Origin of the sequence: Sphingobacterium micropteri (genome assembly GCF_014692515.1) — a bacterium.
GTDB lineage: Bacteria > Bacteroidota > Bacteroidia > Sphingobacteriales > Sphingobacteriaceae > Sphingobacterium > Sphingobacterium micropteri.
Window position 1 is genome coordinate 59640 of sequence record NZ_JACOIK010000016.1, and the last position, 25366, is coordinate 85005.

At 40.0% G+C, this 25366-nt stretch carries 22 protein-coding genes; 5 read left to right on the forward strand and 17 right to left on the reverse strand.

The window, feature by feature from the left end; all coding sequences use genetic code 11:
- Window positions 1-188: 188 nt before the first annotated feature.
- From H8B06_RS18880 to H8B06_RS18895, 4 genes are all read right to left on the reverse strand, one after another.
- Window positions 189-1478, reverse strand: a complete 1290-nt coding sequence (locus H8B06_RS18880; protein WP_190995756.1) for an ACT domain-containing protein — start codon at window positions 1476-1478, stop codon at window positions 189-191.
- Between the two features lie 6 nt (window positions 1479-1484).
- Complete coding sequence (locus tag H8B06_RS18885; RefSeq protein WP_190995757.1) at window positions 1485-3884, reverse strand: TonB-dependent receptor; 2400 nt, start codon at window positions 3882-3884, stop codon at window positions 1485-1487.
- A gap of 74 nt (window positions 3885-3958) precedes the next feature.
- Window positions 3959-5509, reverse strand: coding sequence for a PepSY-associated TM helix domain-containing protein (locus H8B06_RS18890; RefSeq protein WP_190995758.1), 1551 nt, complete (start codon window positions 5507-5509; stop codon window positions 3959-3961).
- A gap of 778 nt (window positions 5510-6287) precedes the next feature.
- On the reverse strand, window positions 6288-6968 hold the full coding sequence (locus H8B06_RS18895) for a YceI family protein (RefSeq protein WP_190995759.1): 681 nt from the start codon (window positions 6966-6968) through the stop codon (window positions 6288-6290).
- A 150-nt stretch (window positions 6969-7118) separates the two neighbouring features.
- Between H8B06_RS18895 and H8B06_RS18900 the strand changes: the two genes are divergently transcribed.
- Window positions 7119-7484, forward strand: a complete 366-nt coding sequence (locus tag H8B06_RS18900; protein WP_190995760.1) for a winged helix-turn-helix transcriptional regulator — start codon at window positions 7119-7121, stop codon at window positions 7482-7484.
- An 8-nt stretch (window positions 7485-7492) separates the two neighbouring features.
- On the opposite strand, the gene H8B06_RS18905 is transcribed toward H8B06_RS18900, so the two are convergent.
- From H8B06_RS18905 to H8B06_RS18915, 3 genes are all read right to left on the reverse strand, one after another.
- Window positions 7493-8812, reverse strand: coding sequence for a gluconate:H+ symporter (locus H8B06_RS18905; RefSeq protein WP_190995761.1), 1320 nt, complete (start codon window positions 8810-8812; stop codon window positions 7493-7495).
- Window positions 8813-8830: 18 nt separating this feature from the next.
- Window positions 8831-10339 carry a gluconokinase gene (locus tag H8B06_RS18910; RefSeq protein WP_223857781.1) on the reverse strand — a complete coding sequence of 503 codons (1509 nt, stop codon included), beginning with the start codon at window positions 10337-10339 and terminating at the stop codon, window positions 8831-8833.
- A gap of 175 nt (window positions 10340-10514) precedes the next feature.
- On the reverse strand, window positions 10515-10958 hold the full coding sequence (locus H8B06_RS18915) for a DinB family protein (RefSeq protein WP_190995762.1): 444 nt from the start codon (window positions 10956-10958) through the stop codon (window positions 10515-10517).
- 135 nt (window positions 10959-11093) lie between these two features.
- Here H8B06_RS18915 and H8B06_RS18920 point away from each other — a divergent pair, with 135 nt between their 5' ends.
- Window positions 11094-11552 carry an SRPBCC family protein gene (locus H8B06_RS18920; protein ID WP_190995763.1) on the forward strand — a complete coding sequence of 153 codons (459 nt, stop codon included), beginning with the start codon at window positions 11094-11096 and terminating at the stop codon, window positions 11550-11552.
- A 40-nt stretch (window positions 11553-11592) separates the two neighbouring features.
- On the opposite strand, the gene H8B06_RS18925 is transcribed toward H8B06_RS18920, so the two are convergent.
- From H8B06_RS18925 to H8B06_RS18945, 5 genes are all read right to left on the reverse strand, one after another.
- Window positions 11593-11817 carry a VF530 family protein gene (locus H8B06_RS18925; protein WP_190995764.1) on the reverse strand — a complete coding sequence of 75 codons (225 nt, stop codon included), beginning with the start codon at window positions 11815-11817 and terminating at the stop codon, window positions 11593-11595.
- Between the two features lie 104 nt (window positions 11818-11921).
- Window positions 11922-12527 (reverse strand): DUF417 family protein, encoded by a 606-nt coding sequence (locus H8B06_RS18930; RefSeq protein WP_190995765.1) that lies wholly within the window; start codon window positions 12525-12527, stop codon window positions 11922-11924.
- A 71-nt stretch (window positions 12528-12598) separates the two neighbouring features.
- Window positions 12599-13426, reverse strand: a complete 828-nt coding sequence (locus H8B06_RS18935; protein ID WP_190995766.1) for a helix-turn-helix domain-containing protein — start codon at window positions 13424-13426, stop codon at window positions 12599-12601.
- A 125-nt stretch (window positions 13427-13551) separates the two neighbouring features.
- Window positions 13552-14637, reverse strand: coding sequence for a Gfo/Idh/MocA family protein (locus H8B06_RS18940; protein ID WP_190995767.1), 1086 nt, complete (start codon window positions 14635-14637; stop codon window positions 13552-13554).
- An 18-nt stretch (window positions 14638-14655) separates the two neighbouring features.
- Window positions 14656-15018: a VOC family protein gene (locus H8B06_RS18945; RefSeq protein WP_190995768.1), complete on the reverse strand. Its 363-nt coding sequence runs from the start codon at window positions 15016-15018 to the stop codon at window positions 14656-14658.
- Between the two features lie 255 nt (window positions 15019-15273).
- Between H8B06_RS18945 and H8B06_RS18950 the strand changes: the two genes are divergently transcribed.
- Window positions 15274-17811 carry a tetratricopeptide repeat protein gene (locus H8B06_RS18950; protein ID WP_190995769.1) on the forward strand — a complete coding sequence of 846 codons (2538 nt, stop codon included), beginning with the start codon at window positions 15274-15276 and terminating at the stop codon, window positions 17809-17811.
- Window positions 17812-17858: 47 nt separating this feature from the next.
- Here H8B06_RS18950 and H8B06_RS18955 read toward each other — a convergent pair whose 3' ends face one another.
- The gene (locus H8B06_RS18955) at window positions 17859-19013 is read right to left on the reverse strand and encodes a TlpA family protein disulfide reductase (protein ID WP_190995770.1); all 1155 of its coding nucleotides are present in this window, start codon (window positions 19011-19013) and stop codon (window positions 17859-17861) included.
- Between the two features lie 249 nt (window positions 19014-19262).
- On the opposite strand from H8B06_RS18955, the gene H8B06_RS18960 reads away from it, so the two are divergent.
- Together H8B06_RS18960 and H8B06_RS18965 are read left to right on the forward strand one after the other, a co-directional pair.
- A complete protein-coding gene (locus H8B06_RS18960) occupies window positions 19263-22004 on the forward strand; it encodes a DEAD/DEAH box helicase family protein (RefSeq protein ID WP_190995771.1) in 2742 nt (913 codons plus the stop codon).
- 115 nt (window positions 22005-22119) lie between these two features.
- Entirely contained in the window at window positions 22120-22599 is a 480-nt protein-coding gene (locus H8B06_RS18965) for a DinB family protein (protein WP_190995772.1), read from the forward strand.
- Window positions 22600-23032: 433 nt separating this feature from the next.
- On the opposite strand, the gene H8B06_RS18970 is transcribed toward H8B06_RS18965, so the two are convergent.
- From H8B06_RS18970 to H8B06_RS18985, 4 genes are all read right to left on the reverse strand, one after another.
- The gene (locus H8B06_RS18970) at window positions 23033-23236 is read right to left on the reverse strand and encodes a hypothetical protein (protein ID WP_190995773.1); all 204 of its coding nucleotides are present in this window, start codon (window positions 23234-23236) and stop codon (window positions 23033-23035) included.
- A 431-nt stretch (window positions 23237-23667) separates the two neighbouring features.
- Window positions 23668-24054: a hypothetical protein gene (locus tag H8B06_RS18975; protein ID WP_190995774.1), complete on the reverse strand. Its 387-nt coding sequence runs from the start codon at window positions 24052-24054 to the stop codon at window positions 23668-23670.
- 30 nt (window positions 24055-24084) lie between these two features.
- Window positions 24085-24675 (reverse strand): hypothetical protein, encoded by a 591-nt coding sequence (locus tag H8B06_RS18980; protein WP_190995775.1) that lies wholly within the window; start codon window positions 24673-24675, stop codon window positions 24085-24087.
- Window positions 24676-24697: 22 nt separating this feature from the next.
- Window positions 24698-25354 carry a carboxypeptidase-like regulatory domain-containing protein gene (locus H8B06_RS18985; RefSeq protein ID WP_190995776.1) on the reverse strand — a complete coding sequence of 219 codons (657 nt, stop codon included), beginning with the start codon at window positions 25352-25354 and terminating at the stop codon, window positions 24698-24700.
- Window positions 25355-25366: the final 12 nt, after the last annotated feature.

The following is a 25366-nucleotide window of genomic DNA, read 5'->3' on the forward strand; positions in this document are numbered from 1 at the left end:
TATTTGATAACAGATAAATTGGCTTACCGGAGCCTTTACATCCGTTGATCAGTGTCGTTGGTGTATAGTATATGACATTAAGAAGCAAAATCGGGCTTTTGCCCGATTTTGTGCTTATTTGAAGACGTCTAAAATATGTTTACAATTTTGTATTGCGTTCTGCAATAGAATTGGAGTAGAAATTCTCTTTAGTTATTATTAGCAATATTGTACATGCCGTTTAAGGTAGCACCGGTGATGTTAAAGGCCTTTACAGCAGTTCCCGAAGACACATTTAATCTGTAGTAGGCCGTTTCCTGTGTCGTTACAGCGGGAAGATAGATGTTGCCGTTGTGTGTAAATGTCGTTCCGTTAACAAAGATCCCAACTTTAGGGATCCCACCGATTGGGGTAACCGTCTGTGCATTTAGATCTAAGATACACCATTGTGCGGAAGCAGCTGTGGCAAGAATATAAAAGATTTCGTTGATCTGTTCTCTTGTTAGGTTTTGTATACCTCCCGCAGCCTGTACTATAGCGATAGCCTCCTGTGGTGTCTCGCTGTTCACTACACACACAGCCTTTCCATTACCGATAGTTGCAAATTTGTAGATGCAAGGTAAGAATACATTTTGCGCGTTCAATATTTTTGCCGGTTCAAACTTGTAGTCGGCGTCGATACTATTGCTGCCGGCCGCGATTTTACTGACACGTGCCGGTAGACCTGTCCCTCCGATATTTCCCGCATCAACGATGTAAAGGTTTCCTTGGTCATCTATCGACTGTTGTCCAAAAGGTTCATAGTAATCAATGGGGCTTGAACCATCACCAATACGTTCTGTCCAGCCGATGTACTTACCCGTATTGATATCTCCCTGATGCACGACGATCGTATTGAAATCTTCTCCAGTAAGACCCCGTATAACGGCAAAAATATCATTGCCTCTAAAGTAAAAACTTTGATAACGGTGTACGATGTTACCAGGAACAGGACCTTCAGTCAAATCAATTGTCCGAGTGACTTGCATCGTCTTTGGGTTGAATACAGAAATTTTCCCTTGGACTGCACGGTCCTGAAAAACCCCTGTTTCTGAATCTTTAATCATGAGTTGTGCCGAGGTATTATTGATGGTAGGAATAATCCCCTCTTCAACAATCCGGCCGTCTGCATTGACCACCATTTTGGAAAAGCCAGCCGTACCATCCGGACTTTGGATATACAAGGCATGATCATAAACTGAGGTTGCCCAAAACCGGACGAAATCTTGTCCGTCGGCTATATTGATCGTTCCACCATCTGCGGGAAGTTCGGCAACATATTTCACGGTCGCTGTCTCACTGCTGGTCAGACCATTGATGACGAACCCCGAAGTTTTGATTTCGGTAGTTCCGTTATCCGTGTCGTTATCTTTGTCGCAGGCCACAGTGCAGGTTACCACTAGAGCCACGGCAACTAAATTCAATTTGGTCCATTTTGATTTTTTGTTTATTGCATTCATTTTTGTTTATTTTTTAGAAAGAGTATAGTTTATTTTAAAAGCACAGTTAAATCCTGGACGAGGAATCCTGAAGTTGTCAAATATTTCCGCATTCAGCGCATTTTGGACATTGAATGAGAAGCTCAATCCGCGGTTTACCAAGGAATAGGTCGCCCCTGCATTGTGCAGATGTTGAACGGGAACAATATATTCGGGACTTGCCGTATCCAAATTACCTACTTCGTTGATGCTGAATCTATCGGTATAGAAGTAGGTCCAGAATAACCGTAGACTGTTTTGCGATCTAAAGATATCTTCGATTTTATAGTCAACACCTAGGTTATAATAAAAATTTGGAATATTGGGAACCTGTCGGCCGATCGAGGCATTATCAGCAGCTTTGCCTACTTTCGCTATCTTATTGCTCTGGTAAGTGAGGTTCGCCGAAATATCTAAACTTTTTAAAATCGTTAATCTAGACGAGAATTCCACGCCTTTTCCATCTACTTCAGCCTGATTGATATATCTCGCGTTTTCAATCCCTACCCGCTCTATTCTGATCAGGTTCTTTTGATTGCGTAAGAATCCATCAATCTTAATGGATAGATAAGCTTCTTCACCCAAATGGTCACTAAATGAAATACCTGCATTGATATTGTCACTCGTTTCGGGTTTTAACTCATAATTAGGTAGGATGACCAAAAAATCGCCAAAAATTTCGGGTTCGGTGGGTATCCGCACGGCCTTTTCCACACTACCCCTAACAAATAATGATGGCAAAATGCTGTACTTTAATGCTGCACCATAGCCATTTTGCGTATCATTAATTTTCCGAATAGGAAGTATGGTCGCTGATGATGTTCGCAGATCAATAGATTCTCCGGCATATTTATAGTTTTTATAGAACCCAATAGCGGTAAGTTTCTTCTCAAAAAAAAGTTGCTCTAATTCCACTCCAACGATATTTCTACTTATTTTGGAAGGAATAGTGTTGGGATCCAGTTGCTGTCCGTCTATGGAAAGTCGTATACCGAAAGGGTCTTCTCCTTTTATACGTGTATAGCTAAAAAAATCTGAAAACTTAACCGCGGTATTTGGACTCATTTGATAATTGACGATAAGGCGATGCGAAGTACCCAAATCGTGTGCACCTCTGGCCGTTGGAGAAGAAAAAATTTCAGAACCAGTATCGTTGTAACGTTTAAACGGTGCACCGGTCCAATTGTAGACAAATTTTGTACTGTCGTTAACTTTCGAAAAGGCGTTTGACAATATCCCAAAGTATCGCAAGCTCAGTTTGTCATCCATAAATTTCTTACGGTAGTCTACGCGTTGGGTAAGGCCGTTTACTTTACTTTCTGCTTCGCCCACGGCTATACCGTCAATAAATTTTCCTTGTTGGATTTCGTCAAATCGATAGGAATGCGAAAAAGAAAGTACCAACCGATCGGCCCATCCTCTATTTTTTAGGCTTAATGCTGCTTCGACAAATGAGGAAGCATGCTGATCATGAAAGCGTCTGGCGTCGATATACTCTCTTTCTATGTTTAAAAAATCACCATTTTCATCAAAACGCTCGACATTATTGCGAATGTTTCGCATGGTATAATCATTGTCAGAATAATTGTAGAAAGATGAAATAGAGAGCGATGTTTTATTGTTCCAGTTTTTGTTGCCGTTTAAGGTAAGGCGGTGGGTATTAAAGGATCCTACAGAATACGATGCCCGTAGTTGTGATTCGGTCGGTTCGACGGGGATCAGATTGATTCCGCCGCCCAATGCGTCTGTTCCGACGTCAATGGGCATGACACCTTTATACACGTCTATGCGTTGTAGTGCATCAACGGGAACAGTATTCAACTGGAGGGCATTGCCATATACTTCCATGGGGATACCATCGTAGTAGATGCGTACAGCTTCACCTGTTAGCCCATTTAAATTAATGTTTGGTTCGCTACCCAAGCCTCCACTTTGCCGGACTACAACTCCTGTCGAAGCTCTCAGTACTTCTTCCGCACCAAGAGAAAGGTCTACCACTTTGCTTACATCCAACGCATTGATGTTTATGGCTTGTTCGCTGAGCTGCATCGCCTTGCTTTTACCTATAATGTTGACATCCTGTATGGCTTGTGAACTCTCTTGGAGTATGAAAGTAAGGTCTAAATTATCGTCGACATTGATCGTTGATTTAGTGCTTTTAAATCCTACGCCACTAATGCTGACGACATACGTTCCGGCTTTGACATTCTTAAATTCAAAAACACCATTGTCATTCGTTTGGGTGGATTTACCACTTGCCTCTAATTTAACACTGATCAAAGCAAGCGGATTAGCGTATTGAGAGCTAATCTTTCCTTTAATGGTAAAGGTATCTTGTCCAAAAAGTGTAATCGGTATAAGTAATAAGGATAATAATAGTCTTTTCACGTCAATATTGCATTAATGTTACAAAAGTATGTCTTTTTTTAGACTTATTCTAAATAAACGAAAAAAACTAAAAATTATGCTATAACTTTCGACGGCTGATTTGACAAATATTTTTTATAGATAAGTATGCCAAATAGACCGGTAATCAGCCAGATAGCGTCTACAGCGTATACATAATATTGTCCCGATAGGAGCGTTTTCCATAGCCAGTCACCTGTAAATACACCATTAGCAATTGGCACCAATAGTCCCAAAATACAACCGATTAAGATGAAGTTCCGGTTCAGTTGTCGATACTCGTTCCAAAATAAACCTAAAATGGTAAGCAGGAGCCATCCTAGGAAAAATATCGTATTGATTAATTCCGCTCTGTCGGGCACGTCCATCGGTACGGAAATATTAGCTAGGAAAATAAGGGCTAATGCAGGAAACATGGATAAGGTAATTGCCAGATAAAACTTCGTAATACGGTGATGGAATTTTTTCTGTTTGGCGGTATAGCGATCGTTGTCCCGTGCTGTTTGCCAGATCATAACGCCGCTTATAATAACATAGCAGGTGACGACGGAAAGAAAGAAATAGATAATTTTCATTAGCGGTCCTCCAAAATTTGCATAATGCAATTTCACTAAAACACCAAACGCAGCAGAGGTGTACGTTTTTTCTTCCGGATCTACCGATTGCAGTAATCTGCCATCTTTGCCGCTATAAATGAATAGTCCGTCACCCGCGATGCCAAGACGATCATCTGTTCTCGCACTGACGGTACCATCTTCCTTCGTATAATTGTTAGCATATAGATATGTGATCTCAACTTCAGGATTTGCTGATTTTACTTTTGCGTATATATTATTTAAGGAAGTGTAGTCGTGCAATGTTTTAGCATTTTGATCATGCCGGTAACTCGCCTCGGGGTTTACAGCTTTCAGTACCTGACTGGTGTCTCCGTCGAACATCAAAAAAGCGCTCGGTGCGAGGAGAAATATAGATAGGCAGAGCAAAGCACCAGTCACGGCGTAAATCAGTTGAAACGGCAACGTTATAAAACCCAGGGAAATATGGCTGTTTGTCCAGATTTGCTTCCATTTGCCTTTGCTCGTAAAGCTATAGAACTTGCTCACCATGTTTTTCCAATGGATAAGCAGTCCTGTAATGGTCGCAAAAATAAAAAAGAAAGCCACCAACCCCGATAAGTAACCTCCGACAATTGGAATCTGACCGAAGTAATGTAGTTCATAAAGGGTATGGGCCATATGCGTTTTAGGCTTGTTGGGCGGCGTTATTTCGTGTGTTGTCGGGTTGATGTACGTTGAAAAACGTTCCTTTTTTCCGTCCGAATGCTTGATGGTTCCGTAAAACAGCATCAACGGATTGGTTTTTGTCGGCGGCATCATTCCGAATTGCGAAGTGATATCAAACCCTTCTACTTTTTGTTGGACAATAGAGGTTATCTGGTCATAATCAACCATCTCGGGGTTGATACTTTCGAATCTCGCCTCTGGATTTTCCCAACGGTATAATTCATTCATAAATAAGGAAATCGCTCCCGCAAAAAAAATAACATATAATGCAAAACTGATCACGATACCCGAAACGGTATGTGTATGGAATATTGCGTTATACATCCTCGGTTTTAAAGGTTTTAATCTCATACGCCTATTTATTTAAAAATATTATACCTATGAAAATCAAGATAAGCAGCATATAGACCGCCCATACCTTCCAACCGTTCTTGGCGAGAAAGGCAATTACCAGAAGAAACGACCAGACTAAAAACGACGTAAAGGCAGAGGTTACAATCAAACCATCTTTGTCTTCTAAGATTGATCCTATGGCATTATGCAAGAGTACGGAGACAAAATATCCGCCCAAAATGCCGGCAGTAATTTTCAATATTCTCTGCCCTGTACTTGAAAGATGCTTTTTGTCCGCCGGCATATCAAAGAATATTTTCGAATACAATTAATGCCAAGCAAATTCCCGCCACTAGATATACCCATTTTCTGTTTAAGGGGAGTACGATCATCATAAAACAGAAATTAAACATGACGGCGGCAAAAAAAATGAAAAGCCCGGTTCCCAGACCATATACTATGGTAGATAATACAGCAGATGCTAGCAGAAAAAACGAACCAATGATTTTGAGATACCTATTTTGAGGCCGAATTGGTCTTTTTAACAAAATGATTCCAGCAGGAAAATATTTTGAAGTTCTGTACAAAAAAAAGCAACCTATAATAGCAAATAAAAAAGGCATTTGATGTAATTTAGAACAAATATAAATAATATTACAACATAAACAACTTGAGTTTATAAAACAAAAAAGAGGCAAACACGTCGTAACATGTCTGCCTCTCCTGTTTTCACCACTAAGAATTTTTGCTTAGTGGTGAAGAGCTATATTTATTTTTTAGCGGTGATATCAAATTCTAAGTCAACCTCTTGTGAAATCATCCAATCTTTAGGGTCACCATCTGTTCCGTAAGTAAGGCCCCAATCCTGTCTATTAATGCTAAATTTCGATTGTACATTCACCTCGTTTTCACGGATGGACACTTTAGCTGGGAAAGATATATTTACCGTTTTTTCCTTAATGGTTAGATTACCACTAATAACGTTTGTTGCATCCGCTAGTACACTTTTATCTTTTGTAGGATCAAAAGGTCTTACAGCCGTGATTTCCAATTTCGATGTAGAATATTTTTCAACTTCGAAAAAATCTTCGTTTTTTAAATGCCCATCTAAATCTGCAGCCGTCTTTCCGCCCGTTTTCGCTGCATCTACAGCATTTTCATCCGTACGCAACGAATTCATGTCTATGATAAATTTACCACTCGCAATCGCATCATTTTCGAGGGTCAGGCTTCCTTCGCTCTCCAATGTTCCAAATCGCGGATCAAAACCACCTTTATGGTAAGCTTTCCATTTTATGGAGCTGTTTGCACGATCAAGATAAAATACGGTACCTTTTTCCGTTGCAACTTCTTGCGCTGTTGATGTCTGTACTTTGTCTCCGTTGGAGTTACCTCCACAAGCCGCCAATGCTAATGCGGCAACGATTGTTAAAGCTGATAGTTTTCTCATTTTTTATTTTACTGTTTATTGATCTCTAAATAGCGCTGCAAAGGTAATATAAGGTCGGTTTAAAAAATGCATTACTTACCAATTGGAAACTAGTTTCCAATTGGTAAGTAATATTCATTTGTTTATTTTTGAAAAAAATAAAACTCCAACATGATAAAGAGGAAAACAGTTACGAAGTCCTTAGAATGTAAGGTTAGAATAACGGCGATAACGGACACGATGCAAGTCTTGTCCGGTAAATGGAAAATTCATATCCTGGGAACGCTTTTGCAAGGTGGAAAAATGCGATTTATGGATCTTTTACGAGAGATTGATGGTATTGCCGCTAAAATGCTTTCCAAAGAATTGCAAGATTTAGAAATGAACCAGCTTGTAACGAGGACTGTCGTTGACACTAAGCCGATAACGGTCGAATACGAAGTCACGGAATATGGGAAAACGATGGAGCCGATCATAGATGAAATTGCAAATTGGGGTGTTTTCTATCGAAATAGGTTGCACGGTAAGACCGAATAAATCAACACCTAACCAACAAACCAGTTCAAGAGTAAAACGCCAAATAAGCCAATAACAGAAACCAATGTTTCCATAATAGACCACGATAGGAAAGTATCCCGCATAGATAAACCAAAGTATTCTTTAAACATCCAGAAACCGGTATCATTTACATGCGAAAACATGAGGCTTCCTGCACCAGTTGCCAGCACCATGAGTTCGGGGCTGCTATGGGAAGACTCGAGGATGGGTAGCATAATTCCGGCTGTCGTAAGCCCCGCCACAGTAGCCGATCCAATAGCTAGACGTATAATAGCGGCAATTGCCCAAGCCAAAACCAATGGTGATAGCGTAAGGTCAGCGGTAATTTCCGTGATATATTGGGCTAGACCACTGTCCACAAGCACCTGCTTAAACACACCGGATGCTCCAATAATAAATAGTATCATCGTCACACCCCGGAGAGCATCTTCAATGCTCTCCGCCTGCTGCTTCAAACTCTTACCCTGTCTTATGCCCATCGTATACATAGCCAATAGAGCCGCTAAAAGTAATGCAAATACGGGATCCCCTAGGAATTGTATGACCTTCAAGATACGGGGATTTTCGGGCAGAAACAGCGATCCAAATGATCCCAATGCGATGAGAAATACGGGAAATAGTCCAGTGAAAATACTTACAGCAAATCCAGGTGAAGCGGTCTGAATTCTGGATTTAGGAGTAAATAATTCTTCCGGTGGATTGGTGGGTATAGATTTCAAGAAGCGTCCAAAAAGTGGGCCACTTATAATAATAGCCGGTACCGCGACAATCATTCCATAGATCATTGTTAACCCAATATCTGCCTGAAATATGATCGCAATAGCTGTTGCTCCAGGATGCGGTGGCAGGTAGCCGTGCGTGACAGAAAGTGCTGCAAGTAAGGGGATACCCACGTAAAGCAAAGGAAGTTTGTTCGACCGACATACCATAAAAACAAATGGAACCAACACGATAAAGCCTACATTATAAAAGAGAGGAATTCCCACGAGGAATCCCGTTAATACCATCGCCCATGGGAGATTTCGGACGCCAAACACCCTCGTCAAAACATCGGTTATCTTCTGTGCTGCTCCGCCATCAGCAAGCAGCCTTCCTAAAATTGCGCCGAACGCAAGTATTAGCGCCAACTGGCCCATTGTGCTACTCACGCCAACTTCTACAGACTTCATAATGGATGTCCCATCCATTCCCATAGCGAAACCAACTGCCATCGACGTAAGCAGTAAAGAAATTATCGAATTAAGCTTTACTACCGTTATTAATAGTAACAGTAAAATGATTCCACCAAAAACAATCATCAAAGGCATAATACAGTTATTAGATGTTTAAAATTCTTCTTTCAACTTAAGGTAGAGACGTTCAAATTTCTGAAAGTTCTCCATGTAAATGCGATGGTTATTCTCATCCGGAAGATATCGTTTACTGTACGTGTCAACTGTATTGGGCGATAGGTATGCCCCATTTATACCAAGTGCTTCCATTCCTACGATAGCCGCTCCCCAAGCCGAACTTTCTACATTCTCTTTTACAAATACGGGTTTATTAAATACGTCTGCCAGCATTTGAACCCAGAGCACGGAACGTGCTAGGCCACCACTTGCATAAATAGTTTCTATCGGTTGTGTTGTTTCTTCCAATGCGATTCCAACGTTATACAATGCAAATAGCATCCCTTCAATCATCGCGCGCGCAAAGTGTGCTTTACGATGCTGAAGCTGGATTCCAAAGTAAAGACCTTTTGCCTTTGCATCCCAATATGGAGCACGTTCCCCCGTCAGATAAGGTAGAAAGATTAATCCGTCCGAACCAGGAGGGACGGATGTGATTTCGTCATCAAATAAAGCAGAGGAATCCGTACCTAACGATGGCTGCGAAAGTTCGGGCATAAACTGATCTTTAAACCAGTTTCGGACAACTCCCGCATTATTGATAGCACCACCCACCACAAATTCACCGGGACGAAGGATGTAACTGAAAACACGTTCTTTAGCGTCCGTATTGGAGTGATCTGTCATTACTCGTATAGCGCCACTGGTTCCTACTGTCAGGGAGGCTACGCCGGGCTTGGTTGCGCCCACACCCAAATTGGCGAGGCACCCGTCACTCGCACCAATCACAAAAGGTGTGCCTACGGGAATTTTCCATCGCTGCGCTATCGCTTCATCCTCTACTTTTATTACATAATCAACAGAGACTAATGAGGATAGGTGTTTATCTGTTATTCCGACCTCTGAAAGCGCTAGTTTACTCCAATGCAGCGTATGGATATCTAATAGACCCGTAGCCGAAGCGATAGAATAATCTATGACATATGCATGGAACAGTCGGAAAAATAGGTATTCTTTTATGCCAATAAACTTGTGGGTTTCGTTAAAGACAGTTGGTATATGCTTATTCATCCACATTAGTTTGCATAATGGAGACATTGGATGTATGGGCGTACCTGTTTGTCGGAATAGGTTCTGGCCTGCGGGTGTTCCTTTTAAGTTATCTGCAATATCTTGACTACGTGTATCTGCCCAAATAATACAATTGGTAAGATGATTCCCTTGCTCATCCATGGCGATAAGCCCATGCATAGCACTGCTTACAGCTATACCTTCTAAGCGATGTTCCTGTTTACAATTGTTTACAGCATCCATAACTTCCGAAACTGAGCGGACACAAGCTTCGTAAATTTGCGTCGGATCTTGCTCAAAATAACCAGTTTGTGGAGATAAAATAGGATATGTTACGCTATATTGTGTAATGATTGTCCCCCCATGGTCAAACGCTATTGCTTTTGTAGAGGATGTACCGATATCTAAACCAATGATCATATTTTGTTTATTCATAGAAAAGCCGATTACAAGGTACGAAGATGTGCGTCATTTATAACCAGTTTTCGTTTCTTTTTAACAATAAAGTTTTCTTGGAAACACTATAACCTTCCGCTATGTTCCTGCGTGCATGTAATAGGAGAAGGGCTGCTTTCATAATGGTTTCATCCAGTTTGTGTACGAAATCAAACTATCTCTTGAACATAATATAGTCTGTCATCAACGGATCCAGATTACTCTGCCTGAACTCCGTTGCAATCTGTGCGCGGTGATAAGTAGAATGGTTGATAATATGGAAAATAATGTCCCGGATAGTAGAGGTAAAATGTTGTCCTGTACTGTTTTTGTAATTTATAGTTTGGTTGAGGTCCGTGCTCTCTATAATACTTGACGAATGCCTATAGTTCGTTAAATCCAGACTTATGAACTCACCCGTGTCGTGGACCTGCCATACACCGAAGGTCTTTGCTTTCGGATCAATCCTATTGTTCCATATCTGGTGCGCGTTAAGTATGTGACTATATAAGCTGATGACCTTTTCGGGTAGTTGCTCTTGTTGAGAGACTATCGCCTGTGCCAATATTTGGTTGCATTCGAGATTATAATCGAAGAGTTCCTTGAAGAATTGTACCATTGTTTTATCCGTGTAGATGGATTATAAATATACTTATATTCTTGTCCTGGGGCAATTTTAAGTAAGAGAAATCTTTATATACTTGTAAATAGATAATTGATTAGAAAAAGAGGTTGATAACTAAAACATAAAGCGATGAAAAAACTGCAATTCACAAAAGAAATTAACGCATCGGCTCAAAAAGTATATGAAGCGATGTTGGGTTTAAATGATAAGTCGACCTACGAACACTGGACGTCGGCATTTAATCCGACTTCTACATATGAAGGAAGTTGGGATAAAGGGAGTAAAATCCATTTCGTCGGCACAGACGAAAACGGAAAAAAAGGTGGAATGGTTTCGGAAATCGTAGAACACAGACCCGCTGAGTTTGTTTCCATTCGTCACTATGGCTTTTTGGATGGTGATACCGAAGTAACTACGGGTGAGCAACTGGAAAAATGGTCAGGCGGGCACGAAAATTACAGCTTTCGAGAGAACAATGACATTACAACCGTAACAGTAGATATGGATATGATAGACGAATATCTCGATTATTTCAACAACACTTATCCCAATGCTTTGAATAAGTTGAAAGAAATTGCTGAAAAGTAAATCCAGTGATCGTGGGGTTAACCGCCACACCTTCCTGGCACTATTGCTTCGGAAAAGTCGCGAGATATAGATCCTCAACTTTCTTACGAGCCCAAGGTGTTTTTCTTAAAAAAGTCAGCGACGATTTTAGACTCGGATTGTCAACGAAACAATTAATCCGTATCTCTTGACTCAGCGCTTTCCAACCGCCATAGTACGTTAACAGTTCTTCGATAATCGTATCGAGCCGCTTGCCATGTAAAGGGTTGTTCGGTTGTTTTTCCATGCAATAAAATTATGAAAAATAATGGTATGTAGAGAGCATCCCTATGGAAATTCGGATGTCGGTTCCACTCAATTCCAACGGCGTGTTGTCAAGGTATTTGTATTTTAAATATATTTCAACCATTTTCGAGCTGAATCGGATACGATAATTAATGCCGCGGCCATCATTATGATGTCTTTTAAAACGAGACGCCCCGCGCCCGATAAGTACGGAAATCCAAATTGCGGTGTCGGAAAATCTCCACCTAAATTGGGTACATAAACTTCGGGGGTAGTAATCAAAAATGAAAGCGTAATAATTGACATTCCAAAAGTCAATATCCCTCCCCAAAACCCAACCTTAGGGAACCATATTCCAAGCAGAACTAGCATACCGATGACACAAATTAGGGTTCCTAATCCGTAAGAGAATACATACGTGCCGTTTTCCTTATGCCATTCAATATTCTTACGTACGACTAAACCCTCCGGATTTTTGTGCAGTTGATATTGTTTTACTAAAAGCCCATCCTTATTAATTCCCATAGCTTCCGATTTAGTATAAAAGAAACTCATGAATGGACTATTAGTAACAAATGGAACAATACCATCTGCTTCATATTGGAAAGCTTTTAATCCTCCAATCCATACGGTCACCACAAAAATTGATATACGTAAGAAATTAACGAAATATGCATTGGAACGCTCGAAGAATACTAACAAAGTTTTCATGTTTACTAACTAATTTGTACAAGGCTAAATTATGTTTAATGTAAACGATTAAAAATGGACAACTTCATAAATTATATGGACTTTTTTGCAACCTCTGCTATTCCTACTTTGTCTCTAAACTTTTTAGGTGATACCCCAACATGTTTCTTAAAGAATCTGCTAAAGTAGAATACATCTTGAAATTCCAATTCAGATGCTACTTCTTTTACACTTTTGTAGGTTAGGTGCAAAAGTTTTTTTGCTTCTAAGATCAATCGCTCTTGTATCAGTTCAAGAGGTGTTCTGCTATATTCAGTCTTGACCCGCTTGCCGAAAGTTGATATACTCATTTTGTAATAATCTGCATAAAACTGAACTGTTCGATGCCGAATAAAATTCTCATTAATTAAATCTCGAAATTCGGATAATGAATGGATAGCTGCGTTCGTATATTTTCTTCGTTGAAGAAACATTTCCTTGTTGCAAATCGCTAAAATAAGCTGCAGGTAAGATTTCATGATGGATGAATCATATGATTCATTTGATGTTTGAAGATGCGCTATTCGCTCAAATAACTGATACACTTCGTCGCTAAAATTTGGAGACGCGTGAATAAACGGTTGCTCAAAAATATTATTAAACAATACACCATTACATGCTACTTCTTTTTTGTGATACTCAATGCAATAAAAATCTGCGTGGAAGTGCAACATGTGAACCCTTGAATGCTCGTTTATTTGAAGTCTTGCTAATTGGAATGGTGATAGAAATAAAATGCAACAATCCGAAATATTATAATTCACTACATTGATTGCTAGCCCTTTTACCTGTTTTAATATCAGTATATAATAATAAGCATCATTTATTATTATCTCACTGCCAGAATAGTTGCTGTCATGAATCCTGATACCTCTGTGCATAATTTTTCATTACTCCAATGATGAAGGCGTTTATCACGTTTTGTGCAGTTTTTTCATAAAATTACTATTTATTTTTTATCTACTGATGTTATCGGTGTTATTATGGATTATTACGCGCTTTTGTATTATTTTAAGAATATAGTTCGTTTTTGTTTTGCCGATTGCATGGCCGCATCGAGGATTTCGACAACGATGCAATTAATGGTTAATTCATAAAGATCAAGTTTCTCCAACGCTAAAGAACCATTCACTACCGCGGCCAATACAGAAAATGGATCATCAAACGGAGCCGCTCTTGCAGGAAGTTGCGTCTTTTCTTCTTTATTGTTGCCCGACAAGCGGTGTTGTAAGGTTGTTGCATCAGGTGCTATAGCATAACCTTTGGTGCCATATACTTCCATGTCCTTTCTAGAAAATGGCCAATTCCATGAGGCTTGAATCAGACATTGCGCGTTTGGATATTGTAGAATGATGGTTGCTTCATCGTCCACCTCTTTGTAGATGTTGGGTTTATTTTGATGTACTGCGGCCGTTACCGAAAGAGGTCGCTCGCCGTTCATCAACCATGTCATCAGGTTGGCGCCATAGCATCCAAAATCCACTAATGCGCCCGCTCCATTTTTTGCCGGATCGGTCAGTATCTCCAAGAATTCTTTGCTCACCCCGATTTCCTTTGGCCCTTGATGTCCGTCATTCACCATCACTTTTCGTATTTCCCCCAATTGACCTTTCGCTAACATTTCTTTGATCTGCTGATTGCTTTCGTACCACGATGTTTCAAAATTTGTCAGAACATGTATCTTATATCGTTCGGCGAGCTCTTTTATCTCTTTGGCATCCGCTACGGTCGTCGCCAACGGTTTTTCCACCATCACATGGATCTTTCGCGGTGCGCATGCACGTACAACAGAAATGTGTTCATTAATAGCGCCGAATGCCGACACAGCGGCCGGTTTTAGCTCATCCAACATTTCCTCCAAATCCGTAAAGAAAAGAGCTTTATCTAGCTGGTATCGTTTGGCATAATGATCAATCAACTCGGGATTGGTTTCATAAATGCCGATTACAACCACATCCTTTTTGTCTTCTCGGTTAAAAATCCAGTCTACGTGTCCGTGACTTAACCCAGCGACGGCCAGCCGTAAAGGAACTTCAGCAAAAACTAAATGGCTGATTAAAATCAAAAAGATGTTTAATAAAATGGGTTTCATAATAAACGGTTTAATATTTTAGGAAAACTCCCCAAAATGTAAAAGCACTCCAGAAGGGTCATGCAAAAAGCACTCCCGCCCCCAAGACTCTTCGCGGATTGGTACTAATTTCACACCATTGTATTTTTCACGGAGATCGAGAGAGACTAATTCTTTCCAGATAAGACTAACATCTTCTACCTCAAAGAAAATCATCGTGTTATCTACCCAATCTTTTACATAGGCTTTCTGCAAATAAAAGCCCAGTCCTTGCCATTTAAATAAAGATAAGACGGGGCTTAATACTATTTCTCGAAATCCTATCTCATTATAAAACTTTCTCGACTCATCAAAATCTTTTGTTCCAATGAATGGGCGAATGGAGATTGCTTTTTGTTTCATCTCATATTATATTGAAATTGTTTGCGATATTCAGATCAAAGATAAAACATAATGAGGGTAAATTTAACAAATTTTAAATGACGAAAATGTGATATATACTAGCGTATAAATTACCTTTTAGCATCCATTTTTTGCTGACGATTCACATAATTGAATGGAATTCTTTAGTTTTGACTATAGCTAGTTAGGAGAAAATTGCCATATTATCTCTTGAGCGAAGCAACGTTTGGAAAAATTCAGAAATACGGACGAACAATGATACTGAAAGAAAGCATCAGCTATAACGACCTGAAATACCTGCTTACCGGGGTGTTTTCAGCTTTGCTGATTATGGGGTATGCGCAGGAAGGGGATAAACAACAGAAAGACACGCGACAACCTAGTGAGGAACGGCAGGAAAAGCAAACTACATTTATGGATTCCATCGATGTTGTACGTGATTACCGACCGATGCTGGCCGATGCCGTAAAGGTCCGCCGAAGCCCGGATATGGGCCTCAACAAGGAAGCGATTGAGCGTGAGCTGCAGCAGATCGCCGCTGCAACGTATTTTTCAAGAAATGGTTTTAAACAAGCCTACAATGATGAACTTCTTAAACGGAATCCCAACGCCTCACGTAACAATATCGACAATTACCGAATTAGTTATTTGGCCTACCGTGCAGGAGAGTATCCAAGAGCGACCTCTATTTTGGAGAGTTTGGAAAAATCGGATGCCTTTTATCAGGGCGCAATAATTACGTTGGGCAATATTGGTATAGAGACTGGTGATAAAGAACGTGCGCGGAATGCTTTTCTTAACGCGTCGCGAATGAATCTCGATCCAGAATTGAAAATGATAGCGTTGTATAACTACGCCAAAGTCCTACATGAACTAGACTCCGCCCAAGTTGCCCTAGAAGTACTCCAAGGTTATATCGCGAAGAAATATGCGGATAGTGATCGTGATGGCAAGAAACAGGAGAGTGCGGAAACGTTATCCGTAGATGTTTTGTTGGGTACGAGTAATTTTCATGCGGGAGTAAGTATGCTGGAATCGTTAAACAAAAGGAACCACGAAGCCGATGTAACCTATCAAAAAGCAACGTATTACCGTGCACTGGAGTTCTATAATGAGCGTGCCTTCGAAAATAGTATATCTATGTTTATGAGATCGGAAAAATTCCCGATCGATGTGGAAATGGCGGCGTTGGCCACATATTGGAAAGCAGAGGCGATGTACGAAGTGCGCAAGTACAAGGAGGCGGTGGAAAACTTTTCCCGATTCCTTCGATTGCCCGTTGCACGAAACACCAATGTTTACAATTATGCGAACTATGGTCTGGCATATGCGGCGTTTCGCAATAATAGTTTTGCCATGGCAGCTGATTACTTTGAGCGTTTTTTGGCGACCGATGGACATTCGATAGACGAAAATGTGCGTCATGACGTGATCGCGCGTCTCGGTGATTCGTATTTGTCCATACGCGATTACGTCCGAGCCAACAAATATTACGATCAGCTGATCAACCGTAAAGCTCCCAATCAGGACTATGCGTTGTTCCAGCGCGGTATTATCTATGGATTGCAGGGTGACAACGAAACCAAGCTCAGCACACTGTGGTCTGTTGTGGAGCGATTCCCCGGTTCGAACTATGCGGATGACGTGGCCTTTGAGGTCCCGTATACGTATTTCACTACGGGAGATTACGATACCGCCATTGAAGGGCTGCAGCGGATGATCGAACAATACCCCCGAAGCAGCTATGTTCCCCGGGCGTTGATGACCATTGGGCTTGTCCAATACAATAAAGGTGACACCGAAGCGGCGAAGGCCTCCTTCCAGAAAGTGGTGGAGCAACACGCTACAACTGATGAAGCAAGACAAGCGCTGCGTTCCATTGAAAATATTTATCTGGATCAAGGCGATGCTTCGAGTTATATTCATTACGCGACCAGCGCCAATATCAGTAATCTGAGTGCCGCGGAACAGGATAACTTTACTTTCGGAGTAGCCCACTCCTTGTTTGCCAAGGGGGCATATGAAGGGGCTGTGGAAGCAATCAATGCATACTTTGATAAATTTCCGAAACCAATACAAGAAAAACATGCGCGTTATATCCGTGGGGTGAGTTTGTACCGTACTGGGCATCCAAAAGAAGCGCTACACGACCTGAACATCATCCTGAACGACTGGACGAGCAAGTATACGGAGAGCACCTTACTGACCGTGGCCGCGCTATACCTAAACTTGAAGGAATACAACGAAGCCATCGTGCATCTCAAAAAACTAGAGCTTACTTCAGAATATAAAGAAAACTATAACTACGCGGTAACTAACCTGATGATTTGTTATTTCGAAATCGGTGACTTGGATCAGGTGGCCAAGTACGCGAAGTTGATCAAGAATTACGACCGGTCATCTGAGGAAGACATTGCCAAGGCGCACTTGTACAGTGCGCGGGCCATATTGCGGGAAGGAAATGTGGCTTCTGCCATGAAGGAACTGAATCTGGCGGCGCTCAAGAGCCAAACGGCAGTAGGCGCAGAGGCACGGTACCGCATGGGGCAATTGCAGTATAAAAACAAAGAATACGACAAAGCCCAAGAAACAGCCTTTGATGTGATTAACAATATGGGTGCACAAGACTACTGGGTGGCCAAGAGCTTCCTCCTGCTTGCAGATACCTATTCTGTTAAAGGTAACAATATGCAGGCGAAGAGTACATTGCAAAGTGTGATTGAAAATTATGAAGAAGATGATGATGTCATTCCTTCAGCAAAAGAACGTTTACAGAAATTGAACATGAAGTAACTTATATAAATCTATACTTCTTATCAAGCAACTCGGCAACGGCTATCTCACTTTATTAAATCCTGTGTTTCGGCGAAAAAATCTTCTGTTGCACCTACAAATTTTTTAACTATTTTCAAATTTTTATCAATCACGATCTTCGTAGGATATGTACTGATACCATACATTATAGCGACATCATCTTTGTCGGAATTTATTAATTGGGGCCATTCCAGGCTGTAGTTTTTTATAGCTGCATTCCACTCTTCCCTTTTTTGATTACATGCAATCCCTATTAAGACTATATTTTTCTTGTTTTCTTCATAAAAAGATTTCAATTTAGGGATTTCCGCTAGACACGGATGACACCACGTTCCCCAAAAATCAAGAACTATTATTTTTCCTTCGAAATCCGACAGCGAGACGTCTTTGCCATTGTTATCTTTTAATTCGAAATGCGCTGCATCATTCCCTATGTTCAAGTTTTCCTCCGCTAATTTTACAGCGCTAAATTTTTGATAGTTTCTGTAGGCGTTTTCAAGGACGTCCCGGAATATTCCGTTCCGAATGTCTGCTGTTAGTTTCGGATAATACGTAGCAAACTTCTCCAGCGAAAATCTAGAAATAAGGTATGCCGACAAATCTTGATCAAAATTATCATTTACATAATCTGTTTTGGCTTGGGAAATTTTACCAAAATACTGCTGTCTGGTACGGAATAGTTCGTTGATTTGATCCTCGGTTCCGCCATTTTCTCGTATAGAATCCATTTTGAGCTCAATTTTAACAGCGTCTATACTAGCGGTTTTGTAAGATGTGCGGAACTGCGCCAATTTTTGGCTAACATCATTCCCCGAAGTTTGATAATCAAGATAGCGCTCTTCGAGTTGACCTTCGATAGTGATCTGTTCATCTGGACGGCTAAAAAGTTCGATAAATTTTGTTTGAGCAACGTAAAAACTGCCACCACTTCTTTTATATACCGCTTTATGCGGAATTATTGCATAAGCTGTGGGCTCGGTGGATACTGGATAGGTGAACATATTGTCGTTCGCTATCAATGTGTCTTTATGCATGTCCTCGATATTCGCCAAAGGATATTTCCAAATATAAACCGTGTCATTGCCGAGTCCCTTTATTGTCGCTGTGATTTGCGCATTTGATCGTCCAAAAGGAGCCATTGCCAAAATAGAAAATAGGGTAATTACTAAAATTTTCATCATTAAGGATTTAAATAAAAAGATATTAAAAACAGTACTAAAAAAGGCAAAATACAAACACTTGTATTTTTAAAAGTAGACCGTTGTTTTTGGTTATCTAATATTAATTAGGGGGATGTAGGTTATTCCTCGGTGGTTGTCGGAAAATTATCGGTAAAGGAGAATGGGAAATAACTTTCCGATTGATTGTACCCTTGATACTTCCATTCGGATTTGCTATTTTCAACGACGAAATCCTTAATAATATATACATTGACTTCGTTTCCACAAGACATTCTATTCAAATATCCTTGGCGAAAATATCAACAACGTGTACTTGACGAACTGCGTTCACATCTTACTGACAGGCATCTTCACATTGTAGCTCCACCGGGATCAGGAAAAACAGTGTTAGGCTTAGAGGTCGCTATTCGGATCAACCAACCCACTTTAATTCTCGCGCCGACCTTAGCCATTCGCAATCAATGGATCCAGCGGTTTTGCGAATTATTTCTCCAAACATCCGAAGTTCCCGAATGGATTTCCAGAGATATACGACAACCTAAGTTCTTAACGGTCGTAACATATCAGGGTCTCCATAGTGCCTGCAATCATGTAAAGACTTCAGAAAATGAAATAGACGCCGACGACAACGAAGCTGAGGAAGAAGCCACCACCGTACTTCGGCGTAGCCGTAACCACAACCGCAACATCAATCAAATTATTAAAGGCTTGAAACAGGTTGGTGTAAAGACCATCGTGGTGGACGAAGCACATCATCTAAAGAATGAGTGGTGGCAAACGTTAATTCGTTTAAAAGATACGTTAAATCCCGTGATCGTCGGATTAACCGCTACACCTCCCTATGACGTCACTCCTTTGGAATGGCATCGTTATATCACCTTAAACGGGCCTGTTGATACAGAGATTTCGGTTCCTGAACTCGTGGTGGAAGGGGACTTATGCCCCCATCAGGATTATATCTATCTCACCACGCCTTCCAGTGCGGAAAATATTATCATTCATGACTTCAGAGAAAATGCCCAACGCTTTTTTAATGAACTCAGACAAGATGAAACGCTGCTTACAGCCATTGAATCCCATCCCCTCTGGCTGAACCCAACGCAACATTTAGAAGTTATTTATGAAGATATCTCTTTGTATTCAGCTAGTCTCATCTTTCTGCATGGCAACAGCCGCCCTATTTCCGAAGATCATCTAAAAATTATTGGTGCAAGCGAATTCGATATTCCGCATTTGGACTACGAATGGATGGCGTGTCTGCTGGAATTCTATCTGTTTAAGGAGAAAGTACATTTCGATCCTTATACAGAACATCGTACCACTTTAGAGAACCGACTCCGTCGCAATGGTTTGATTGCTGGTAGAAGGGTCAGTTTTAGTAAGAGTAAACGAGTAACCACGCATTTAACGTCCAGTATTAGTAAACTGGAAGGAATAAAAGAAATCGTATCGTTCGAATATGAAAAATTAGACAAGGACCTTCGAATGGTTATCTTGTCGGATTATATCCGGAAGGAGTATTTTCCTAATTCGTTCACCAATACGATTGAAATCAAGAAAATGGGTGTTATCCCTATTTTTGAAATGCTTCGAAGAGAGCAGATTAGCGATCTGAAATTAGGGGTTATGACCGGATCACTGATTGTCATTCCACAACAAGCTTTAGCTATTTTTGAGGAAAAAGCCAAGAGGTATGGACATCAGCAACTTACCTTTTCTCCGGTTCCCTTCGACGACAGCTACGTGATCATTCAACAAAATGAGCAGTTGAAACACGATATTATTCATATTATCACCCAAATTTTTCAACGTGGGGATATTGAAGTACTGATCGGTACAAAATCTCTTCTCGGGGAAGGTTGGGATGCTCCAGCGATCAACTCACTCATTCTAGCAAGTTTTGTCGGTTCGTTTGTGTCCTCTAATCAGATGCGGGGTCGTGCTATTCGAACGCAAAGCGGCAATCCAGCCAAAACCGGAAATATTTGGCATTTAGCCTGTATAGATCAAACGATCGCTAATGGTGGTGACGACTTTCAACTATTACGGAGACGTTTTCGAAGTTTTGTCGGTGTTTCGAACGACGAACCAATCGTGATTGAAAATGGGATCAGACGGATCATGACCGTCGACGGGCCCTTAAGCCAAGCGGATATACCCAGCCTTAATCAACAAAACCTGACGCTGGCCGGTAACCGGCAGGATTTACGCCTGCGGTGGGAAAAAGGTCTTCAATCGGGTATTAACTTAGTTGAAGAAATTAAAGTTCCTTTTTATGAAGAGGGGGGATACCAGACTGTAAAATCCGTTCATTTGCAAAAAACGATTGCCAATTTCACAGGAACATTAGCTAGCGGTATAGTGATATATATGGAAACGGTCTTAGAGATCGTGTTGCGGGCACAACGATGGATCAAAACCTTTCATGATGCATACGTTGTCTTAAGTATCATCGGCGTGATTGGCTTTCTTCTTTTTGGATATCGCTCATTCAAAGCACTTCGAGTATATGTTAGTTACCGTGATATTGCTAAAGATATGAAAAACATTGGTGATGCCGTGCTTATGTGTCTGATCGAAGCAAATGCTGTACATACGGAACGCACCAAGCTGACAGTAGAATCCTCGATGGATGAACATGGAGCTGTCTTCTGTCATTTAGAAGGTGGATCAACGTTTGAAAAATCAATCTTCATTCATACCCTGGAAGAGATTATTAGCCCGATAGATAATCCACGTTATATTATTATTCGTAAAAGTAAATTCATGACGTTTTTAAATCAACGTGATTATCATGCTGTACCTGAAATTTTTGGTCGAAACAAAATGTTAGCTGAATATTTTGAAAAACAGTGGAATAATTATGTAGGTCAGGGCGAATTAATTTTTACACGTACGCTCATCGGCCGTCAGGTATTGGTTAAATCCCGTGTTAAATCTTTACTATCCCAATTGGATGACCAGGTAGAACACGTTAGCAAATGGAAATAGGAAAGAATGGTGTAAAAACGGATTGGCGTAGATACTGCGACACGCTGTTGCAGTATTCTGTGCTGCCCGCGGTTGACTCTAGGAAGATACCCTATAAAATCCTATCTTTAGTTCCATGAGCTATATCATGATTCAAAATATTATTTTGCAACTGGAAGACTTACAGGGGCAAGAAAATTGGTTAGATGAAAATTTCGAAAAGAAGATTGGAAGCGTCGCAGAGGATAAAGTTTTCAAAAGACCCTTGCCAGAACTGCATAGTGTTGCTGAACTCATTTCCCATGTATTAGTATGGAGGCTAGAAGCGATACGGAAATTAAAAAATCTGGATGCCAAATTAACAATAAACAGCCCTGAAAATTGGCGGACGAATGATGAGTTAATGGAAATTGGATGGCAGAATTTAAAGAATGATTTTTTCCAAAGTTTGTATACGCTTATTGAAATTTTAGCGGAAAACGACGATACATTTCTTGATAAGCGCTATCGCAATAATGAAAGTTTTAAATATCTCATCGAGGGGCTTATCCATCATGACCTTTATCATTTAGGGCAGTTGGGTATTACCATTAAGTTTCTGCGATTAGAAAAGTAGCGCTAAATTAAATTATAGTTTTCCTTTTAAATCTAAGAGGTTTCAGTATTTCTTGAAATCCTTCTTTATTCTTTATCAAAGATCAGAATAAAGATCTGTTTAGAATACGCTGTACCATGTACGGATGGTGACTTGTAAATTCCCGTTCGAAATCGTTAAGTCCATATAAGAAACAGCTCATTTTAATCCGGTCCCCTTGTTTTGAATAGAGGCGAATCTGTTGCATGTTTTTATTGAATTCAGCATCTCTTAGATCTTCCCATCTAATGCAACTTGTTGTTCCCCATGCATTGTAGGAGGTAATACTTTCGGCGTTGTAAATCACCCGATGGTTGTAGTAGTAAAAGGTGAGATGGATGAAGCCGTACAGTATAGCCAGTAATACAACTATAGGAAATATATAAGAAGTCCATATTTCATTGTCTTTCGTTTCTCAGCCAAAATAGAAGCCGATTCCTATAAAGAACAATAATAATATACCCAAAAAATAACCTAGGATCGCAAAAATAACATGGTTTTTAAGCATTTTGTCACCATTTGCCAAAACTTGGAAGTGTGCACCTTTCTTTTTTGCCAGACCAATAGTCCAGCCCATAATCGCAAAAGTTGCCAATAACGTAATAATACCGAAGCTCATAATATGATCAATTAACGAGATAAAGATAGACTGAAGAATTGGATTATGACTGTCGCGATCCAAAAAAAAGTAACTGCGCAACAAATGGCTTTGTTGTTTAATCAGACTAAGCAAAACATCAGCTTACATATAAATAACTGCTATAACGAAGAAGAATTAGAATCTATCTCAATTGTCAAGAATTCCTTGACCGTTCAAAAAGAAGGTAACCGGAATGTCAAACGGAAAGTGCTATACTACAATCTAGACGTTATTAAATAATAAGTACGTTAAAACACTTGTAGGTATTTTGTATATATAATTAAAAATGATGAAGATGACAGAAACCATCCGTAATTACCCAATCCAATCTCTTTGGCTAATTGCGATAGGATAGGAGCCAGGATCAATGTACATCCCCAATGTTTCAGTATATAAGATAAATCCACCTTTTACTTATTAAATTGCTCGTTATACGTTTTCACATGATGAGGAAACTCTTCTTCGAAGAATGGATACGATACACCTAACAAGGTAATTTCAAATTCGCCATCCATTCCGCTTATCTGATTTTCACCGCCTTTTACTTCAATGCCATTCTCATTCAGAACCTTTAAGTTTGATATAGTCCCCGTTGATAGCAATTTGTTCGTTGGATAGTCGTGCACTAGTTGAATGGCGTTTTCGGTACAATAATTCTTGATGAAATCGTAGCCGTACACAATGTCGATGAAGGTTAGCAACCCAAATATAACTCCCATAGGAGGATCTGATTTTTCAAATTTTGTTGTTCCTATAATCTTGTCATCAAGGAACACGTCATATACTTTTGTGTTCATGTTGTTTTCTTATGTTCAGAAACTAATTTTTTATTTCGCCACTATTCCTTCACCACGGATCATAATGGTATTTCTTTTATCAATATTCTCTTTGGATTTTGTCAATAATTTTATTAATCCTATCTCGACATTGTCATTATTTGTTTGCAGTTTGTCAACGATTATCGTTAACAGGTTATTTTCATCTACAAAATAGCTTTCTTGATCAGAATTGATCACCTCTGCGTCCAGCATGAATACTACAGGTATTTCTTTAAAGCTTGTATATTTATTTTTCAATTCTGCTAAGGAAATAAATTTTGGAGTATAGTCCGCTTTAGTCTTTATATGGATCTGAGCCGCGTATTTTTGCGTTTCGATTAGGGTATCTCTTTTGACTACATTCATGCTTTCTATTTGTTCAGGGTTGATAGAACCAAGATTTTGTACAAATCTATCATTAATAAAGTAGGCGGGCAGCTGTATCTGTTTCTCTCTGTTAACTATGATCACTCGCAAGGAAGTGTCTCTACTTTTATTGATTGTAACAGGCGTGGATTTCTTTGAGAACACATTTTTCGCTCTTTGGGCAAATGAATGTGTCGAAGTAAACATGATTAGAATGAGAATAAGCTTTTTCATGATGTAAATAACTAATGGTGGGTCATTTCTTTTTTAAAGATTGAATAAATCGTTGCCAGATATTAGGTCGTTTAACGATAACTTCTCCTATGTAAACGATATCCTCGTCTAATATCACTTTGAGCGGTCGAATCGTCTCTTTTTTTAGCTTTATTCTTACTATTTTGTTTTTAAAGCCAATGTATTGAAAAAATAGTGAAACTTCCTCTTTGTTTTCTGTTGCAAATTTCAGTGTAAAATGTCCTTTAGCATCTGTAGAGGAAAGATATTGTTTGTCTATGGAGATTGGAACGCCTACCAAAGGGTTATTCTGTTGATCTGTGACAACTCCTTTGATAGTTATAGAGTCGACTTGTATTATATAATTAATCTCGACAATACTTTTGTTGCTCTTGAATGTTGCTTGTGTAGATTTGATACCTATTGTGGTTGAAAGGATTAAACTGGCAGCTACTCTTATATAACTTTTGCTCTTCCAAAACCAATTGTGGTTAGGTATCCTGTTTATTCTTCCACAGATCTTTTTGTTGGTGTTTTGGATGTATCCTATGATATCGTCTGTTTTCCAATCCGTAAAATCGACCACTTCCGTTTGACAGACAGAACAATGCCGTCCTCGTTCAGAAGGAGACATGTTATCCCATTTCTCAGTGCAGGGTTTTGGAGTTGTTATAGACATAAATTTGATTTC

What these genes read in the sequence shown, in the direction of transcription:
- H8B06_RS18900 (WP_190995760.1), top strand. Translation starts at nt 7,119, where the DNA reads ATGATAAAGAGGAAAACAGTTACGAAGTCCTTAGAATGTAAGGTTAGA.
- H8B06_RS18930 (WP_190995765.1), bottom strand. Translation starts at nt 12,527, where the DNA reads ATGAAAACTTTGTTAGTATTCTTCGAGCGTTCCAATGCATATTTCGTT.
- H8B06_RS18935 (WP_190995766.1), bottom strand. Translation starts at nt 13,426, where the DNA reads ATGCACAGAGGTATCAGGATTCATGACAGCAACTATTCTGGCAGTGAG.
- H8B06_RS18970 (WP_190995773.1), bottom strand. Translation starts at nt 23,236, where the DNA reads ATGAGCTTCGGTATTATTACGTTATTGGCAACTTTTGCGATTATGGGC.
- H8B06_RS18920 (WP_190995763.1), top strand. Translation starts at nt 11,094, where the DNA reads ATGAAAAAACTGCAATTCACAAAAGAAATTAACGCATCGGCTCAAAAA.
- H8B06_RS18985 (WP_190995776.1), bottom strand. Translation starts at nt 25,354, where the DNA reads ATGTCTATAACAACTCCAAAACCCTGCACTGAGAAATGGGATAACATG.
- H8B06_RS18915 (WP_190995762.1), bottom strand. Translation starts at nt 10,958, where the DNA reads ATGGTACAATTCTTCAAGGAACTCTTCGATTATAATCTCGAATGCAAC.
- H8B06_RS18895 (WP_190995759.1), bottom strand. Translation starts at nt 6,968, where the DNA reads ATGAGAAAACTATCAGCTTTAACAATCGTTGCCGCATTAGCATTGGCG.
- H8B06_RS18965 (WP_190995772.1), top strand. Translation starts at nt 22,120, where the DNA reads ATGAGCTATATCATGATTCAAAATATTATTTTGCAACTGGAAGACTTA.
- H8B06_RS18955 (WP_190995770.1), bottom strand. Translation starts at nt 19,013, where the DNA reads ATGATGAAAATTTTAGTAATTACCCTATTTTCTATTTTGGCAATGGCT.
- H8B06_RS18940 (WP_190995767.1), bottom strand. Translation starts at nt 14,637, where the DNA reads ATGAAACCCATTTTATTAAACATCTTTTTGATTTTAATCAGCCATTTA.
- H8B06_RS18945 (WP_190995768.1), bottom strand. Translation starts at nt 15,018, where the DNA reads ATGAAACAAAAAGCAATCTCCATTCGCCCATTCATTGGAACAAAAGAT.
- H8B06_RS18975 (WP_190995774.1), bottom strand. Translation starts at nt 24,054, where the DNA reads ATGAACACAAAAGTATATGACGTGTTCCTTGATGACAAGATTATAGGA.
- H8B06_RS18925 (WP_190995764.1), bottom strand. Translation starts at nt 11,817, where the DNA reads ATGGAAAAACAACCGAACAACCCTTTACATGGCAAGCGGCTCGATACG.
- H8B06_RS18890 (WP_190995758.1), bottom strand. Translation starts at nt 5,509, where the DNA reads ATGTATAACGCAATATTCCATACACATACCGTTTCGGGTATCGTGATC.
- H8B06_RS18950 (WP_190995769.1), top strand. Translation starts at nt 15,274, where the DNA reads ATGATACTGAAAGAAAGCATCAGCTATAACGACCTGAAATACCTGCTT.
- H8B06_RS18905 (WP_190995761.1), bottom strand. Translation starts at nt 8,812, where the DNA reads ATGCCTTTGATGATTGTTTTTGGTGGAATCATTTTACTGTTACTATTA.
- H8B06_RS18910 (WP_223857781.1), bottom strand. Translation starts at nt 10,339, where the DNA reads ATGAATAAACAAAATATGATCATTGGTTTAGATATCGGTACATCCTCT.
- H8B06_RS18980 (WP_190995775.1), bottom strand. Translation starts at nt 24,675, where the DNA reads ATGAAAAAGCTTATTCTCATTCTAATCATGTTTACTTCGACACATTCA.
- H8B06_RS18880 (WP_190995756.1), bottom strand. Translation starts at nt 1,478, where the DNA reads ATGAATGCAATAAACAAAAAATCAAAATGGACCAAATTGAATTTAGTT.